The organism is Pantoea sp. GW821-FHT03E06, assembly GCF_059420725.1.
In genome coordinates this window covers 753,935-767,566 of the sequence record NZ_JBWKUG010000001.1, presented here as the reverse complement: position 1 = coordinate 767,566, position 13,632 = coordinate 753,935, and the positions used below count along the sequence as shown (strand labels likewise).

15 protein-coding genes are annotated in these 13,632 nt (G+C 54.2%); 11 read left to right on the top strand and 4 right to left on the bottom strand.

Annotated elements, in window-relative coordinates; translation table 11 throughout:
* Positions 1-204 precede the first annotated feature (204 nt).
* The 3 genes from aroP to AC07WB_RS03460 all read left to right on the top strand — a co-directional run bounded on the left by aroP (position 205) and on the right by AC07WB_RS03460 (position 4,079).
* On the top strand, positions 205-1,560 hold the full coding sequence (gene aroP, locus AC07WB_RS03470; protein WP_097094918.1) for an aromatic amino acid transporter AroP: 1,356 nt from the start codon (positions 205-207) through the stop codon (positions 1,558-1,560).
* A 162-nt stretch (positions 1,561-1,722) separates the two neighbouring features.
* Positions 1,723-3,129: a glycoside-pentoside-hexuronide (GPH):cation symporter gene (locus AC07WB_RS03465; protein ID WP_400457983.1), complete on the top strand. Its 1,407-nt coding sequence runs from the start codon at positions 1,723-1,725 to the stop codon at positions 3,127-3,129.
* Positions 3,126-4,079 (top strand): glycoside hydrolase family 43 protein, encoded by a 954-nt coding sequence (locus tag AC07WB_RS03460; protein ID WP_097094920.1) that lies wholly within the window; start codon positions 3,126-3,128, stop codon positions 4,077-4,079. The genes AC07WB_RS03465 and AC07WB_RS03460 overlap by 4 nt, the downstream gene beginning before the upstream one ends.
* Here the strand turns inward: AC07WB_RS03460 and ampE are convergent.
* Together ampE and ampD are read right to left on the bottom strand one after the other, a co-directional pair.
* Complete coding sequence (gene ampE, locus AC07WB_RS03455) at positions 4,061-4,915, bottom strand: beta-lactamase regulator AmpE (protein ID WP_097094921.1); 855 nt, start codon at positions 4,913-4,915, stop codon at positions 4,061-4,063. The genes AC07WB_RS03460 and ampE overlap by 19 nt on opposite strands.
* Positions 4,916-4,931: 16 nt before the next feature.
* Positions 4,932-5,483 (bottom strand): 1,6-anhydro-N-acetylmuramyl-L-alanine amidase AmpD, encoded by a 552-nt coding sequence (gene ampD / locus AC07WB_RS03450; protein WP_345827262.1) that lies wholly within the window; start codon positions 5,481-5,483, stop codon positions 4,932-4,934.
* A 182-nt stretch (positions 5,484-5,665) separates the two neighbouring features.
* Between ampD and nadC the strand changes: the two genes are divergently transcribed.
* From nadC to hofC, 4 genes are all read left to right on the top strand, one after another.
* Positions 5,666-6,562, top strand: a complete 897-nt coding sequence (gene nadC, locus AC07WB_RS03445) for a carboxylating nicotinate-nucleotide diphosphorylase (RefSeq protein WP_494940041.1) — start codon at positions 5,666-5,668, stop codon at positions 6,560-6,562.
* Positions 6,563-6,741: 179 nt separating this feature from the next.
* Entirely contained in the window at positions 6,742-7,185 is a 444-nt protein-coding gene (ppdD, locus tag AC07WB_RS03440) for a prepilin peptidase-dependent pilin (RefSeq protein WP_097094924.1), read from the top strand.
* Complete coding sequence (gspE, locus tag AC07WB_RS03435) at positions 7,185-8,573, top strand: type II secretion system protein GspE (RefSeq protein ID WP_494941049.1); 1,389 nt, start codon at positions 7,185-7,187, stop codon at positions 8,571-8,573. The genes ppdD and gspE overlap by 1 nt, the downstream gene beginning before the upstream one ends.
* The gene (gene hofC, locus AC07WB_RS03430; protein WP_494940040.1) at positions 8,566-9,765 is read left to right on the top strand and encodes a protein transport protein HofC; all 1,200 of its coding nucleotides are present in this window, start codon (positions 8,566-8,568) and stop codon (positions 9,763-9,765) included. The genes gspE and hofC overlap by 8 nt, the downstream gene beginning before the upstream one ends.
* A 33-nt stretch (positions 9,766-9,798) precedes the next feature.
* Here the strand turns inward: hofC and AC07WB_RS03425 are convergent, their stop codons facing one another.
* Positions 9,799-10,839 carry a GMP reductase gene (locus tag AC07WB_RS03425; protein WP_345827266.1) on the bottom strand — a complete coding sequence of 347 codons (1,041 nt, stop codon included), beginning with the start codon at positions 10,837-10,839 and terminating at the stop codon, positions 9,799-9,801.
* Positions 10,840-11,058: 219 nt separating this feature from the next.
* Between AC07WB_RS03425 and coaE the strand changes: the two genes are divergently transcribed.
* Genes coaE through yacG form a run of 3 tightly spaced genes read left to right on the top strand, consistent with a single transcriptional unit; the run spans position 11,059 to position 12,621 of the window.
* Positions 11,059-11,667 carry a dephospho-CoA kinase gene (gene coaE / locus AC07WB_RS03420; RefSeq protein WP_097097596.1) on the top strand — a complete coding sequence of 203 codons (609 nt, stop codon included), beginning with the start codon at positions 11,059-11,061 and terminating at the stop codon, positions 11,665-11,667.
* 4 nt (positions 11,668-11,671) lie between these two features.
* Entirely contained in the window at positions 11,672-12,415 is a 744-nt protein-coding gene (zapD, locus tag AC07WB_RS03415; protein WP_097094927.1) for a cell division protein ZapD, read from the top strand.
* 8 nt (positions 12,416-12,423) lie between these two features.
* Positions 12,424-12,621, top strand: a complete 198-nt coding sequence (gene yacG / locus AC07WB_RS03410; protein WP_097094928.1) for a DNA gyrase inhibitor YacG — start codon at positions 12,424-12,426, stop codon at positions 12,619-12,621.
* A gap of 31 nt (positions 12,622-12,652) precedes the next feature.
* Here yacG and mutT read toward each other — a convergent pair whose 3' ends face one another.
* Positions 12,653-13,048: an 8-oxo-dGTP diphosphatase MutT gene (gene mutT, locus AC07WB_RS03405; protein WP_494940039.1), complete on the bottom strand. Its 396-nt coding sequence runs from the start codon at positions 13,046-13,048 to the stop codon at positions 12,653-12,655.
* Positions 13,049-13,234: 186 nt separating this feature from the next.
* On the opposite strand from mutT, the gene AC07WB_RS03400 reads away from it, so the two are divergent.
* Entirely contained in the window at positions 13,235-13,630 is a 396-nt protein-coding gene (locus AC07WB_RS03400) for a winged helix-turn-helix domain-containing protein (RefSeq protein WP_494940038.1), read from the top strand.
* The last annotated feature ends 2 nt before the right edge of the window (positions 13,631-13,632 follow it).

Genomic DNA, 13,632 nt, shown 5'->3' with positions numbered 1-13,632 from the left:
AGGATGCTGCTGCTTTTTCAGTCATCTCTCAGCACAAAAAGCAAAAGCAGGTGCAAAGCGGCGCGCTTATCACTATTCTGGACGCCTTGGTAGCTCACGCATGCACACAGCACGCCAGATACCGTAAAGAAAAGAGTACATTAGGATAAACAGCCTTACAGTGCGCGCACTGCAGGTGCACAATAACAACATCACGAGGTTTGTATGGAACAACAGCATGGCGACACGCTGCATCGCGGCTTAAAGAATCGCCATATTCAGCTGATTGCGCTGGGCGGAGCCGTAGGTACTGGCCTGTTTCTGGGCAGCGCATCAGTGATTAAATCGGCCGGTCCTGCCGTTATTCTCGGCTACGCGATTGCCGGTTTTATTGCCTTTCTGATTATGCGCCAACTGGGTGAGATGGTCGTTGAAGAGCCGGTTGCCGGTAGCTTCAGTCACTTCGCCTACAAATACTGGGGCAACTTCGCCGGTTTCGCTTCAGGCTGGAACTACTGGGTGCTGTACGTGCTGGTTGCCATGGCTGAATTGACCGCCGTCGGCAAATATGTGCAGTTCTGGTGGCCAGACTTCCCCACCTGGGCCACGGCTGCCATCTTCTTTGTGCTGATCAACGCCATCAACCTGACTAACGTAAAAGTCTTTGGTGAGATGGAGTTCTGGTTCGCCATTATTAAAGTCGTCGCCGTTATCGGCATGATTCTGTTTGGCGGTTGGCTGCTGTTCAGCGGCAACGGCGGCCCGCAGGCCAGCGTAAGCAACCTATGGAATCAGGGTGGCTTCCTGCCGCACGGCATGACCGGACTGGTCATGATGATGGCGATCATTATGTTTTCGTTTGGCGGCCTTGAGCTGGTGGGCATCACCGCCGCCGAAGCCGACAATCCAGAAGAGAGCATTCCCAAAGCCACGAACCAGGTGCTGTGGCGTATCCTGATTTTCTATATCGGCTCACTGGCCGTGCTGCTGTCACTGCTGCCGTGGACGCGCGTAACCGCCGATACCAGCCCGTTCGTACTGATTTTCCATGAGCTGGGCGATGCCTTTGTGGCGAATGCGCTAAACGTGGTGATCCTGACGGCGGCGCTGTCGGTCTATAACAGCTGTGTTTACTGCAACAGCCGCATGCTGTTCGGTCTGGCACAGCAGGGCAACGCGCCTAAAGCATTGCTGAAAGTCGATAGTCGCGGCGTGCCGGTGGCAACGATTCTGGTCTCTGCCGTCGCGACGGCCCTCTGCGTACTGATTAACTATCTGATGCCTGGCGAAGCCTTCGGCTTGCTGATGGCGCTGGTGGTATCTGCGCTGGTAATCAACTGGGCGATGATCAGCCTTGCGCACCTGAAATTCCGTAAGAAGAAAGATCAGCAGGGTGTCACCACGCGCTTTAAAGCGGTGCTGTATCCGCTGGGTAACTGGGTTTGCCTGATCTTCCTCGCGGGCGTTCTGGTGATTATGCTAATGACGCCTGGCATGGCGATTTCGGTATGGCTGATTCCGGTCTGGCTGGTGATCCTGGGTATCGGCTACACCATCAAAAACAAACTGCAAAAAGCTTAATGTTTCTCTCTGCCCGGCACGCCGCTGCCGGGCAGTTCCACCGATCTGGCTCACACTTTTCCCCGCCCGCGCGTTTTGTCCATCTACCTAACCATTTGCTCCCCAGCAGATTACTGATTTAGCACAGATAATTCCTGCTCATCTTGTCGCTGGAGACGATCAATGAAAGGAGCAGCCCTCTCGTTCCGGGAGAAACTGGGGTATGGCATGGGTGATGCCGGATGCAACATGATTGGCGGTGCTATCATGTTATTCCTCAACTATTTCTACACTGATGTGTTTGGATTAGCGCCGGCGCTGGTCGGCACGCTGTTGCTTTCGGTGCGCGTACTGGATGCCGTCACCGATCCGATCATGGGCGCGATTGCTGACCGCACGCAAAGCCGCTGGGGCCGTTTCCGCCCGTGGCTGCTGTGGATTTCCGTGCCTTACGTGCTGTTCAGCGTCTTGATGTTTACCACGCCGGACTGGAGCTATGACAACAAAGTTATCTGGGCATTTGTCACCTACTTCCTCATGTCGCTGACCTATACCGCCATCAATATTCCTTACTGCTCGCTGGGCGGTGTGATTACCAACGATCCCGGCGAACGCGTGTCGTGCCAGTCGTATCGCTTTGTGATGGTGGGCGTCGCCACGCTTATTCTTTCGCTTTCGCTGCTGCCGATGGCCGAATGGTTTGGCGGCGACAACAAAGCGCGTGGCTATCAGTTGGCGATGAGCGTGCTGGCGCTGATTGGCCTGGCGATGTTCCTGTTCTGCTTTGCTACCGTGCGTGAACGCATTCGGCCTGCGGCGCCAAGCAACGATGATTTGAAACAGGACCTGCGCGATGTCTGGAAAAACGATCAGTGGGTGCGTATTTTGCTGCTGACCTTCTGCAACGTTTGCCCTGGCTTTATTCGCATGGCTGCCACCATGTATTACGTTACCTGGGTGATGGGGCAGTCGACGCACTTCGCCACGCTGTTTATCAGTCTTGGTGTTATTGGCATGATGTTCGGCAGCACGTTGGCGAAAATCCTTACCGATCGCTGGTGCAAGCTGAAAGTGTTTTTCTGGACCAATATTGCGCTGGCGCTGTTCTCCTGCGGTTTCTACTGGATCGATCCGCACGCCACCGCGGCGGTGGTCATCGCCTATTTCCTGCTGAATATCCTGCATCAGATTCCATCACCGCTGCACTGGTCGCTGATGGCCGACGTGGATGATTACGGTGAATGGAAAACCGGCAAACGCATCACCGGGATGAGCTTCTCCGGCAATCTGTTCTTCCTTAAAGTCGGGCTGGCGGTGGCGGGTGCGATGGTTGGTTTCCTGCTGTCGATTTATGGCTACGATGCCGGTGCCAAACAGCAAGCGCCCAGCGCCATTAACGGCATTATGCTGCTGTTTACCATGATTCCGGGCGTGGGTTATCTGATTACCGCTGGCGTGGTGCGCCTGATGAAAGTGGATCGCCAACTGATGCGTACCATCCAGGCCGATCTGGCGCTACGCCGTGCCCATTCACCTCACCTATCCCCTGTCGTGTCCTCAGCGACTTCGCAACCTGGAGAGATCAAATGAGCTGGCCCAACCCTTTTATTACCCAACGCGCCGATCCCTTTATTCTGCGCCATGCGGATGGCTACTATTTTATCGCCTCGGTGCCAGAGTATGACCGGCTGGAGATTCGCTTTGCGCCCACGCTGGCTGGCCTCATTGATGCGCAAGCCGTTACCGTATGGCATAAACCGGATACCGGTCCGTTCAGCGCGTTGATTTGGGCACCGGAGCTGCATCACATTAATGGGCAATGGGTAATCTATTTTGCTGCGGCGCCCACGCGTGAGATCAAGGACGGTCTGTTCCAGCACCGCATGTATGCGCTGGTGTGCAATGATGCCGATCCGCTCAGTGGCAACTGGCAGCCCTGCCGCCGCGTACATACGCCCATTGACTCCTTCGCTCTGGATGCCACCTACTTCGCACACCAGGGTAAACACTGGTATCTCTGGGCGCAGAAAGATCCGGCCATTCCCGGCAACTCTAATCTCTATCTCGCCGAGTTACTCAATCCGTGGACGTTGAAAAGTGCGCCTGTGATGCTGAGCCGTCCTGAATATGAGTGGGAGTGCGCGGGATTTAGCGTCAATGAAGGACCGGCGGTGATTCAGCACGGCGATAAGCTGTTTGTCACCTATTCCGCCAGTGCGACCGATGAAAATTACTGCCTGGGCATTTTAAGCATCGATATATTGGCCGATCCGCTCAACCTCAGCGCCTGGCGCAAATCGGCGCGGCCGGTCTTTGCTACCAGTTGGGATAATCAACAATACGGGCCGGGGCATAACAGCTTTACGGTGGATGAAGCAGGAAGAGATGTGCTGGTGTATCACGCACGAAATTACACCGAAATTGAAGGCGATCCGCTGTGGGATCCAAATCGTCATACGCGATTGAAATACTTCCATTGGCGCGAAGACGGCACACCCGATTTCGGTGTGCCGCCGGCCGATCACACCAGCGTGCCGTAAATGGTCAACAGCGCCACCACCACCACCAGCACTAAGGAAATGCGTTTTGCCAACGCCACCGCAATACGTGGCGTTTCCACCTTATCCATATGCGGATCGCGCGCCAGTGAGAACTGCGCCAGGCTGGTCAGCACCTGATACTGTGGGCGATGCAGATCGCCCAAGGCGGCAAACCAGGCTGGCAGCGCGCGCTCGCCGTGTCCAAGGAGCGCGTAAGCTACGCCGGCCAGCCGCACAGGAACCCAGTCAAGCAGGTGCAGCAGGCGATCAACCCCGGACTGCGAGCGTTCCAGCGGCGAATGATGTCTTGCCAGCCAGCTCTGCCAGGCACGCAGAAATGCATAACCCACCAGAAGTACCGGACCATAAGGACCACCGACCACAAACCAAAACATCGGCGCAAGATAGTAGCGGAAGTTAATCCAAATCAGCGCATTCTGCAGTTCACGCAAGAACTCACGCTCACTGCACTCCACCGGCACGCCGTGAATAAGCGTCAGCTCAGCGGCCATCGCCTTGTGCGCAGCTTCATCATCATGGCTCGCGGCCTTGAGATAGCTATGATAATGCAAGCGTACCGAGCCCGCACCGATACACAGCAACCCCACGACAATCCAGAACAGCAATTGCGCCACACCAAACAGAATACCTTTTAGGCTCCACACCACCAGCCAGACAATCAGCATCGCGATGACGGTCATGACGACTGTGCGCAACAACGAAAAGCGCTGGCGTCCACGGAACAGAGCCTCAAGCCGATGATCCAGCTGCCAATGTTCACCTAACTTAAAAAGGCGCTCCCAACCTAAAACTAATAACAAGCTAAACAACGTCATACCTGCTCCTGCTGTCTCAGGGATTCTTTTGCCTGATGGACTCTCTATAGCGCAACCAGTCAAAAGCGGGACCGGGATCCGTTTTTCGCGCTGGTGCTATATCGCTGTGACCGGTGATGCGCGCGGGCGTCAGCGGATAATGCTGTAATAACAACGATGTCACCTGCTGTAAGGTGGCATATTGCGCGTCGGTAAAGGGCAACGTATCCGTGCCCTCCAGTTCGATGCCTATCGAAAAATCGTTGCAGCTCTCGCGCCCTTCAAACTGCGACACCCCAGCATGCCACGCACGCTGGTCAAAAGAGACATATTGCACCAGCTCGCCATCGCGGCGAATCAAACAGTGCGCTGCCACGCGTAGATGGGCGATATCGGCAAAATAGGGATGTGCATCGGCAGGTAGCGTGCCGGTAAACAGCCGATCGATCCACGGCCCACCAAATTCACCCGGCGGCAAGCTGATGTTGTGAATCACTAACAGCGAGGGAACTTCATCATTCGGACGCTGATTAAAGTGCGGTGAAGGTACTTTGCGTGCGCTGGTAATCCAGCCCTCTTCCAGTTTCATGCCGTTAAATCCTAAGCAAAATCAGGCTGAGAATAACATGTTTCAGACTTGGGGCTTGCGACTTAATGCGCCCGCCCATGTGAGTTCAGGATACTAAACATTTCATTGGTGATAACTGGCAATAGATGATAAATCACGCTAAGGTGAGCGCACGAAATTTCGTCTTGTAGAGTGGTAAAACCATGGCAACGCGTCGTTACGATCCCGATCAACGCCATCAGGCATTGATTAAACGAATTGAACAGGACATCCCCGAAGCCGTATCCCGCGCGCTTCAGGAGGATTTAGGGGGTGAAATTGATGCCGACCGTGATATCACCGCGTTGCTGCTCCCCGCAGAGAAACAGGCTGTGGCACAAGTCATCACACGTGAGCCCGGTGTTTTTTGTGGTAAACGCTGGGTGGAAGAAGTGTTTATTCAACTGGGCAACAAAGTAACGATAAATTGGCAAGTTGAAGATGGCCAGGCCCTCGTTGCCGATCAACCGTTGTTTGAGCTTACCGGCCCGGCGCGCCTGCTTCTAACGGCTGAACGTACCGCACTTAATTTCGTGCAAACGCTGTCAGGCGTTGCCACCGAAGTCAGTCGCTATGTCGCCCTGCTGCAAGGCAGCGAAACCCAACTGCTTGATACGCGCAAAACATTGCCTGGCCTGCGCACGGCATTGAAATATGCGGTGCTGTGCGGTGGCGGTAATAATCATCGTTTAGGTTTGTCGGATGCTTTTTTGATCAAAGAGAACCACATTATTGCCAGCGGTTCGGTGCGCAACGCAGTAGAAAAAGCGCTGTGGCTTTCACCCGATGTGCCGGTAGAAGTTGAGGTTGAATCCATCGCCGAGCTACAGGATGCCATTGATGCAGGTGCAGATATCATCATGCTGGATAACTTCAGCCTTGAAATGATGCACGCAGCGGTAGTGCTAACCAATAAGCGCGCGTTGCTCGAAGTCTCCGGTAATGTGACGGAAACCACCCTGCCGGACATTGCGCAGACGGGTGTCGACTATGTTTCGGTTGGTGCACTGACCAAACATGTGCACGCGCTGGATCTATCGATGCGCTTCCGCGAGTTGTGATTTCCTCTCTCCGCCGCCTTAGTCGTGCGGCGGATTTGCGTGATGACTTCCACATTTCTGCTTTCTCACCTGCAATTCTGACGATTCTTTGCGCGTCGCTTTCCAACCTCGCGCAGACCTGACTTCCGCTTTGGCTCCCCCTTTTCTACCGTAGCGGCTCCACAACAAGGAGCCTTATCATGGAAAGACAACGCGGTTTTACCCTCATCGAACTGATGATTGTGATTGGCATCGTCGCCATTCTTAGCGCCATCGGTTTACCGGCCTACCAAAATTATCTGCAACGCGCAGCGCTCACCGACATGCTGCAAACCATGGTGCCCTACAAAACCGCGGTAGAACTCTGTGCCATTGAGCGTGGCGGCCCCGCCCAATGCCAGGCAGGACAACGCGGTATTCCTGCGGCTAAGGGTTCGCGCTATGTGGCAACGCTTAGCGTGGTTAATGGCACGATCACCCTTACTGGGCAGGAGAGCCTTACCGGGCTGGCGGTTGAAATGACACCAAACTGGAACGCCACCGATGGCACCTTAAGCTGGCAGCGTACCTGCACCAGCGATAACAGCAGCCTGCGTGATAGCTGTCTCGAACAGTTCCGCTTTGCTGATAAGGATGCCAAATGATGGACAATGCTAATGCTGCACTGCAAGCGTTGTGCGCACGCTATCAGGCGGTGATTTTGCATCACGATGACACGCAACTTCGCGTGGCAGTGGCTGAGACACCCGATCCGCTGCTGCTGGAGGCCCTGCGATTCGCTAGCCAATGCAACGTCGATATTGAGTGCTGGCCTGCAGCGCGAATTGAGCAATTGCTGCACGAACCTGAGCCCGACGCGGCCCCTCGCGAGCATGCCAATGCGGAATCGGCGATTAACGCGGTGGATCAAATACTGCGCCAGGCCATTCAGCGCCGTGCGTCTGATGTACATTTCGAACCGCAGCGGCATGGATTGCGTGTGCGCCTGCGCATTGATGGTGTGCTGCACAAATTGCCGCAGCCTGCGGAAGCCCAGCCGGCTGCAATACTGGCGCGCCTGAAAATCCTCGGTGGACTGGATATTGCCGAAAGACGTCTGCCGCAGGATGGGCAATTTACCCTTGAGATGGATGGCAAACTGGCGGCTTTCCGCCTCTCAACGCTGCCGATTAGCCACGGCGAAAAAGCCGTGGTGCGGCTACTGCAAAGTGAGAATAGCGCCATCACGCTCGATAAACTGGGCATGCCAGCCATACAGTTGCGGCTGCTGAAAAGCGCGTTGGCAAAACCTCAGGGGTTGATATTGGTTACCGGCCCTACCGGCAGCGGCAAAACCTTCACGCTCTACAGCGGGTTAAGCGCACTTAACGTGCCCGAAAAAAATGTATGCAGCGTTGAAGACCCAGTCGAAATTCCGCTGGAGGGGATCAATCAAACGCAGATACAACCGCGTAGCGGACTCGATTTTAATCGTGTGCTGCGCGCGCTGCTGCGCCAGGATCCTGATGTGATTATGGTAGGAGAAATCCGGGATGCCGAGACCGCAAGTATTGCCGTCAAGGCAGCACAAACCGGCCACCTGGTGCTCTCCACGCTGCATACCAACTCAACCGCTGAAACACTCACGCGCCTGCGGCAGATGGATATTCCCGGTTATCTGCTGGGCCCCGCGTTGCAACTGGTGGTAGCGCAGCGGCTGGTCAGACGCCTGTGCGTGCATTGTCGTCAGCCAGGACAAGCCATCGCTCATTTACCCACAGAACTCTGGCCAGGCACGCTGCAAACCTGGCGAGCACCCGGTTGCGATCACTGCTTTTCGGGTTATTACGGGCGGCTGGCGCTGTTTGAAATACTGCCCGTTACCAGCAAATTGCAAAATGCGATTTCGGCCGATATGCCGCTGGAGCATCTGCTGGCGCTAGCCAATGAGCAGGGAATGAAAACGCTGCTGGCTGCAGGACTGGAGGCGGTGAGCCGAGGCGAAACCTCCTTTGAAGAGATGCAGCGCGTGGTAGGGCTAGGCGATGGCTAATCTTTATCATTTCCGCTGGCAGGCACTTGATACGATGGGCGTGCTGCAGGAGGGGGAATCGCTTAGCGTCAGCCAGGATGCGCTGCTTAATCAACTCTCCGAACGCGGCATGCTGCCGGTGAGCTGGCAGCGTGGTAAATGCTGGCGCACGCGTGACTGGAAGTGGCAGCAGAAGATCGATCTGGTACGACAGCTGGCCACTCTCCTTAAAGCCGGTTTACCGTTGGCAGAGAGCCTGATACTGCTGGCGGAAGGCCATCCACATAGCGGTTGGCGGGTACTACTGAAAGGATTACAGCGGCGGGTCATCGCGGGAGAACCCTTCTCGCAGGCCCTGCAGGAGTGGCCGCAAATCTTTCCGCCGCTGTTTCCCGCGCTGATGCAAGTGGGTGAGTTAACAGGACAACTCGACGAATGCTGTCGCCAGCTGGCTCAGCAGCAGAGTAAGCAACAATACCTAAGGCAAAAAGTAGTGAAGGCGCTGCGCTATCCCTTATTTATCTTATTGGTGGCGCTCGCGGTCAGTGCCGGCATGCTGCTGTTCGTCCTGCCGGAGTTTGTCTCGGTGTATGCCAGCTTTGATGCACCGTTGCCCGCATTTACCGTCGCCGTGATGTCGCTATCGGCGCTGTTGCAGCAAGCCGCACTTCCGCTGTCGCTAATATGTGCGACTGTGCTGGGGATTGCGCAGCAAACATATCGGCGTTCAGTGCCCTGGCAAAAGCGCACGCATCAATGGCTGCTACGTATGCCGCTACTCTCTCCGCTGTGGCGCGGCGGACAACTCAGCCAGATTTACGCCATCCTGCAACTCACGCAGCAATCAGGTTTAACCTTGCTGCAAAGCCTGCAGGCGGTTGAGGTTACGCTGGTGTCTCGTCTATGGCGTGATGCGATTGTTCAGTTGCAACAGCACATTGCTGCGGGTGCTCCGCTCTATCAGGCTCTTCAGCAACATCTGCTTTTTACGCCACTCTGCGCGCAGCTGATCAGAGTGGGTGAGGAGGCAGGTGCGCTGGATGTGATGCTTGCGCGTTTAGCAGAATGGCATGAAGCACAAACGCTGGCGCGTGCAGACGCTTTGGCTGCCTCGCTGGAACCGATGATGATGGTGGTGATTGGCGGGATTGTCGGCACACTAGTCATTGCGATGTATCTGCCGGTATTTGGCTTAGGGGATGCGATTCGTTAACGGGCACGCGCAGTGCGCGCCCGCTATCTCTGCTTAACGCGTAAACACGCGGTTTTCCTGTTCTGCTACGCGGATAAAGGTGGTGCGCTTAGTCAGCTCTTTCAAACGCTCTGCGCCCACATAGGTACAGGCTGAACGCAAACCACCGAGGATATCCTTTACGGTATCTTCAACCGGGCCACGCAACGGCAAGCGCACAGTTTTACCTTCAGCTGCACGGTATTGCGCCACGCCGCCGACATGGCGCTTCATCGCAGATTCGGAGCTCATGCCGTAGAACAACATAAACTTCTCGCCCTGATCTTCAACGATGGTGCCTTCACACTCGTCGTGCGCCGCAAGCATTCCGCCGAGCATGGTGAAATCTGCACCGCCACCGAACGCTTTGGCAATATCGCCAGGAACCGAACATCCGCCATCGCTGACAATTTGTCCACCCAAGCCGTGCGCAGCATCGGCGCACTCAATAACAGCGGAAAGCTGAGGATAGCCAACACCGGTTTTCACTCGCGTGGTGCATACCGAGCCGGGGCCAATCCCGACTTTAACGATATCTGCACCAGACAAAATAAGCTCTTCTACCATCTCGCCGGTTACCACGTTTCCTGCGCAGATAGTCTTGCCTGGGAAGCTTTCACGTACCCGCAGCAGAAATTGCACGAAGTGCTCAGAATAGCCATTGGCCACATCAATACAGATAAAATTAAGCTGCGGCGATAACGCCAGAATCGCAGACAACTTTGTGAAATCTGATTCTGATGTACCGGAGGAAACCATCACATAGTTCAGCACCGTTGACGGGACACGCTGCACAAACGCTTGCCAGGCCTCGACGCTATAATGCTTGTGCACCGCGGTGAGGAGGTTAAAACTGGCGAGAGCTTCAGCCATGGTGAATGTGCCAACGGTATCCATATTGGCGGCAATAATCGGTATGCCACTCCAGCTTAAGCCAGAATGTTTAAAGGTGAAGGTGCGTTCCAGTTCAACCTCAGAACGACTTTTCAGGGTGGAGCGTTTTGGGCGGATCAACACATCCTTGAAACCCAGTTTTAAATCTTCTTCAATACGCATAGCTGATTGTCCTGGTTGGTGACGACGAACCGCAGTTCGGGTAGCACTCACGGCTCCAGTGTCGTTATCATACGCGCCATTCGTTCCGCGACAAGACTGCGAATTTCACTTTATTTAGGCTACAATCCCTTAAATTTAGCTGAGAAAAATGATTGTGATCCTGCTCTCATCTTGCTGCGGTCAATGGCTGCTCACGATTTAAATTTTTGCGAGAACGCTATGCCTTATACCGTTGCGCTCACCGGTGGCATCGGCAGTGGTAAAACCACGATCGCCAATGCTTTCGCCGCGCTAGGCGTTGATATCATTGACGCTGACGTCATTGCCAGAGAAGTGGTTGAACCTGGAACGCCGGCGCTAAAGGCGATTGTTCAACGCCACGGAGATGCCATCCTGACGGCTGAAGGCACACTCTATCGTGCTCGCCTGCGCGAAATTATTTTCCAGCAGCCGCAAGAAAAAAACTGGCTCAATCATTTGCTCCATCCGCTTATTAATGCCCGCACGCAGCAGCTAAAGTTACTGGCCGCTTCACCCTATGTTCTTTGGGTGGTACCGCTGTTGGTGGAAAACGGCCTACAGCACCAGGCCGATCGGGTATTAGTTGTTGATGTGGATGCGGAGACGCAGTTGCAGCGTACACAACAGCGCGATGGCATTTCATTGAGTCAGGCGAAGAATATTCTTGCCGCACAGGCCAGCCGTGAACAGCGCCTCGCCTGTGCGGATGACATCATTGATAACAGCGGTAAGCCTGAACAGGCTCTACTGCGCGTTGCTGAACTCCACCAGTGCTATTTACGCCTGGCAGCAACCGGAAAGGATTAACATCATGAGTACAGTTGTTCTCTTTGAACACCCCTTAAACGAGAAGATGCGTACCTGGTTACGCGTCGAATATCTGATCGACCAGCTGCATGAAACCGTACCCGTAGATGGATCGGTCTCGGCACTTGGCGTTTTTCGTACCCTTAGCGACCTGCTGGATATTTTTGAACGCGGTGATATGCGCACTGAACTGCTGAAAGAGCTTGAGCGTCAGCAGCAGAAATTACGCGCCTGGCTGGATGTGCCCGGCGTTGACGAGCTGCGCGTCGATAACTTACGCCTGCAGTTGAAGCAATTTTCGAGCGAGTTAATGGCGGCACCTCGTATGGGCCAACAGTTACGCGAAGATCGCCTGATTGCGCTGGTACGGCAGCGTCTAAGCATTCCCGGCGGCTGCTGTAGTTTCGATCTGCCGAGCCTGCATATCTGGCTGCATCAGGAACAATCCGTACGTGATGTGCAGGTTAATGGCTGGCTTGAGTCATTGAATCCGTTGCGTAACAGTTTGACGATGATCCTCGATTTGGTTCGTCAGTCCGGCGTTTTCCGTCATCAAACCAGCCTCAATGGGTTTTATCAAGACAACGCCGAAGGCTCTGACCTATTGCGTCTGCAGTTAACCCTGGAAGATGCGTTGTACCCGCAAGTCTCGGGCCACAAAAGCCGCTATGCGATTCGTTTTCTACCGTTAGACAGTGAACGCGGAGAAGTGCCAGCCCGACTGAATTTTGAATTAGCTTGTTGCTAGAGGACGTTATGCCGGAAGAGATTATTACCGTACCTTGCCCTAATTGCCGCAGAGATGTGATCTGGGATGAGTTGAGTCCGTGGCGGCCATTTTGCAGTAAACGTTGCCAGTTGATTGATTTAGGTGAGTGGGCTGCGGAAGAAAAACGCATTCCCAGCAGCGGTGACCTGACGGACAGCGATGACTGGAGCGAAGAGCAGCAGTAACAAAAAAGTAAGGGGCCAGCAGCCCCTTAACTTAAATCTCGCCGGCTACCAGACGACCTATCAGCTCATGGTTTGCCGGAGGAAATTCATCCGCAACCAAATCCTGCTGTTCAACCCAGCGTTGTGGCTGTCCTTCACGGCCATAAGGCGCACCGTTCCAGCCTTCCACCAGGAAGAAATGCAGCGTAACGCGCAGGTCTTCATAACTGTGATCGGCTTGGCCAATCGCAGTAGCCGCAGTGACTTCAATGCCGGTTTCTTCCATTAATTCACGTTTTAACGCCTGCTCAGCAGTTTCATCTTGTTCGATTTTTCCACCAGGAAACTCCCATTTATTAGCCATGTAGGAGCTTGCCGCGCGCTGAGCCAGAAAGATTTGACCATCTGTATTGCGAATGATGCCCACCGCAACCTGCAGGTGTTTCATAAGCTGGATTCCGCTTTTAATAAGTGAGCGCAAAGTGTAAATCAGATGCTAAGCGATGTTAACCCGCGAAGGGGAAGTGACGTCTGGTGTCGCACAAAACTCGCGTATTGAGACAGGTCGTAATGATCCCGACCGGGAATGTTGGGAATACTCGCTGCTTCTCTCTTCTGCTAAACCCGATTACCTATGGAATTCGAAGATACAACGCTGCTGGAGCAAAACAAACCTGAACATCCCCACGCTCTTCGACATTTGGCATTTCACGATGTGTTGACGTTAGACAGTACGCAAAACACCTTAACCTGGTGGCCTGACCATAAAATCATCCCGCTAAATGAAGCGCAAAAGCGTTTTCTCTCCTGCCTGTTGCTGCGCATCACCTCTAAACATCAGATCATTGCCACTGTATGGAATGAAAGCTATCCGAGCATCAGTGATAATAATTACCATCAGCTGCTCTTTCAAAGCAGAGCATTGTTTAAGCGCTTTGGCTTGCCGGATGGGCTGCTTATTACTCTGCCTTACCACGGCGTACGATTAAACGAAGAGGAACTGATCGCTTTTACGCAGAGATTCTCATAACG

What these genes read in the sequence shown, in the direction of transcription:
- aroP (WP_097094918.1), top strand. Translation starts at nt 205, where the DNA reads ATGGAACAACAGCATGGCGACACGCTGCATCGCGGCTTAAAGAATCGC.
- AC07WB_RS03465 (WP_400457983.1), top strand. Translation starts at nt 1,723, where the DNA reads ATGAAAGGAGCAGCCCTCTCGTTCCGGGAGAAACTGGGGTATGGCATG.
- AC07WB_RS03460 (WP_097094920.1), top strand. Translation starts at nt 3,126, where the DNA reads ATGAGCTGGCCCAACCCTTTTATTACCCAACGCGCCGATCCCTTTATT.
- ampE (WP_097094921.1), bottom strand. Translation starts at nt 4,915, where the DNA reads ATGACGTTGTTTAGCTTGTTATTAGTTTTAGGTTGGGAGCGCCTTTTT.
- ampD (WP_345827262.1), bottom strand. Translation starts at nt 5,483, where the DNA reads ATGAAACTGGAAGAGGGCTGGATTACCAGCGCACGCAAAGTACCTTCA.
- nadC (WP_494940041.1), top strand. Translation starts at nt 5,666, where the DNA reads ATGGCAACGCGTCGTTACGATCCCGATCAACGCCATCAGGCATTGATT.
- ppdD (WP_097094924.1), top strand. Translation starts at nt 6,742, where the DNA reads ATGGAAAGACAACGCGGTTTTACCCTCATCGAACTGATGATTGTGATT.
- gspE (WP_494941049.1), top strand. Translation starts at nt 7,185, where the DNA reads ATGGACAATGCTAATGCTGCACTGCAAGCGTTGTGCGCACGCTATCAG.
- hofC (WP_494940040.1), top strand. Translation starts at nt 8,566, where the DNA reads ATGGCTAATCTTTATCATTTCCGCTGGCAGGCACTTGATACGATGGGC.
- AC07WB_RS03425 (WP_345827266.1), bottom strand. Translation starts at nt 10,839, where the DNA reads ATGCGTATTGAAGAAGATTTAAAACTGGGTTTCAAGGATGTGTTGATC.
- coaE (WP_097097596.1), top strand. Translation starts at nt 11,059, where the DNA reads ATGCCTTATACCGTTGCGCTCACCGGTGGCATCGGCAGTGGTAAAACC.
- zapD (WP_097094927.1), top strand. Translation starts at nt 11,672, where the DNA reads ATGAGTACAGTTGTTCTCTTTGAACACCCCTTAAACGAGAAGATGCGT.
- yacG (WP_097094928.1), top strand. Translation starts at nt 12,424, where the DNA reads ATGCCGGAAGAGATTATTACCGTACCTTGCCCTAATTGCCGCAGAGAT.
- mutT (WP_494940039.1), bottom strand. Translation starts at nt 13,048, where the DNA reads ATGAAACACCTGCAGGTTGCGGTGGGCATCATTCGCAATACAGATGGT.
- AC07WB_RS03400 (WP_494940038.1), top strand. Translation starts at nt 13,235, where the DNA reads ATGGAATTCGAAGATACAACGCTGCTGGAGCAAAACAAACCTGAACAT.